3 protein-coding genes and 1 pseudogene are annotated in these 2,037 nt (G+C 40.2%); all 4 read right to left on the bottom strand.

Going from position 1 to position 2,037, the window contains the following annotated elements; all coding sequences use genetic code 11:
- Positions 1-342: nuclear transport factor 2 family protein (locus H5202_RS21305; RefSeq protein ID WP_182773815.1), on the bottom strand; the 342-nt coding region annotated here is incomplete at its 3' end.
- A gap of 1 nt (position 343) precedes the next feature.
- Positions 344-970, bottom strand: coding sequence for a trimeric intracellular cation channel family protein (locus tag H5202_RS21300; protein WP_182773814.1), 627 nt, complete (start codon positions 968-970; stop codon positions 344-346).
- The gene (locus tag H5202_RS21295; RefSeq protein ID WP_182773813.1) at positions 967-1,356 is read right to left on the bottom strand and encodes a DUF2721 domain-containing protein; all 390 of its coding nucleotides are present in this window, start codon (positions 1,354-1,356) and stop codon (positions 967-969) included. The genes H5202_RS21300 and H5202_RS21295 overlap by 4 nt, the downstream gene beginning before the upstream one ends.
- Positions 1,357-1,555: 199 nt before the next feature.
- A pseudogene (locus H5202_RS21290) lies at positions 1,556-2,037 on the bottom strand (cobalamin biosynthesis protein CbiB); the annotation flags it as partial.

The following is a 2,037-nucleotide window of genomic DNA, read 5'->3' as shown; positions in this document are numbered from 1 at the left end:
ACCATACTGATCGCAGGTACCTTGTAAGCGGTAACTGCCAATGATCACAACCAGAGAGCCAGTATTAAACATGTGTTCTACGTTTAAACGGTATTCTAATACTCCTTCGTGAGCCCGCTGTAAAAACGCGATAATATGTCGACCGCCAGTATAAGTCGTATTGGCGGTTTTATCGTAAAATACTGTGTCGCGAGAGTAGAAGCGACGCAGGACGGTATAGTCATGATCCGTAAGCGCTTCCATGTATTGCATCGCGAGTTGTTGTTCTCGTGGCATATCGCCAATATTGGCTTTGCTCGGAAAGCTCAATAGCAAACAGCATAATATGAAGATTATTCGCACATTAAACTCTCTTTGTTTTCAAATCAAAAGCCGGTAAAGATAAGTGCCAGCGGATAGCACTTAGACGGATGATTAGCGTGCTGAACATAGCGATCAACATCGATGTCATGCTATCCATGCCGACAAATATGCTTAAGGTATAACAGATCCCTCCAACGATGGAAGCGGTGGCGTAAATCTCCGTTCGCAACACCATTGGAATTTGCCTACATAACAAATCTCGGATAATACCACCACCGACACCGGTTATTAATCCCATTACCACCGCGACCATACCAGATAATCCGAGTAATAAGGCTTTTTCTGCACCAATTACGGTAAACAGTGCTAAACCGAGTGCATCGGCAATAGATAATGAGCGTGGAGGTAATTTATGCGGTTTTCGCACTAACACTAAGCAGGTTATTACTGTCGCAAGAATGACAATAATATAGTTAGGATCGCGGATCCAAAATACTGGCGTGGCACCGATTAACGCATCGCGAATGCTGCCACCACCAATTGCAGTAACCGAAGCCAACACGATAACGCCAAAGGGATCCATACGATGTTTACCCGCGGCTAACGCTCCCGAAAGGGCAAACACCGCTGTACCACATAAATCAAAAAAATAGATCCACTGACTCATTTACTTAGCTCTTTCAGGTGAATAGTGAGTGCATCTACTGAAATACGGATCTCGATTACAGATAAAATTAACGAATACAATAACAGCAACAAACTTAACCCAAAAACCACTGAACCAATTTGGTTAAAACCAACATAAATAAAAATCATACATAACACACACATTGCAAAGCTGCTGACACCAGCTTCTTGCATTTTTCGGATAATAATAATGCGTTGGCGTAAGTTTTTAATTTGATCGCTGTGCACCGGTTTTTTGTCGTTACTGAGTTGGCGGATCAATGCCGCTAATGAAAAAAATCGATTTGTGTAAGCCAGCAATAACAAAGAAATAGCCGGAAACAACAGTGCTGGAGTCGTTAACGATACATGTAAATTGTTGAACAAAGCAATATTCCTAAACAGGTTTTTAAGCAGACAATAATCAACGTTCTGTTATTCAAAAGGTCATTATGTTGTAAGAATGTAACTACCTTGTGGTGTAATATTCTTATATTAACAAGTGAATGTGACGTAATAACAAAAATAGGCAAATATTGATTCAGAACTGCTAAATAATAGCCTGTTTAAAACGATATTTATATGTTTAAAGTAATCTTAATCCGGTCCAAATTAATGGTAATAATAAGGTTAAGCTAATCCAGAATAGGTTAGCTGTTTGTGTCACTGTGATTGCTTGGCTAATGTGGCGATGATCTGGCAAAGGGCCCGCTTTTACTTTCGGTAAATCAACCCGAATGGTATTACCATTTTGATTAAACTGCTGTGGTCCACCAAGCTCTATTTTCAATAACTTAGCCGCTAAAGCATAACTACTGTAATGATTGTTTAACGGTTCTTTATTGGTTTGAGCTGATATTGGCTGTGAAAAAATAGACCTAATACCCAGTTGCCCAAACTGAATCGCTAACGAGCAATGCCATAACAACGTTGGGATGAAAAAAATGACCCGATTGAATTGGCCAACAAAACTCGAAAAAATATTAAAATGTGGATGATACGGCGGCCAGCAATGTTCTAGTTGTCTTAGCATCCGCACTACTAATGTCATGGTTGCACCGCCTAAAC

Origin of the sequence: Shewanella sp. SG41-4 (assembly GCF_014164505.1) — a bacterium.
Taxonomy (GTDB): Bacteria; Pseudomonadota; Gammaproteobacteria; order Enterobacterales; family Shewanellaceae; genus Shewanella.
Note: the sequence above shows the minus strand (reverse complement) of the source record. Positions and strands in the feature narration are given on the sequence as shown.

Coding starts and splice junctions, on each gene's coding strand:
- H5202_RS21300 (WP_182773814.1), bottom strand. CDS start 970: ATGAGTCAGTGGATCTATTTTTTTGATTTATGTGGTACAGCGGTGTTT.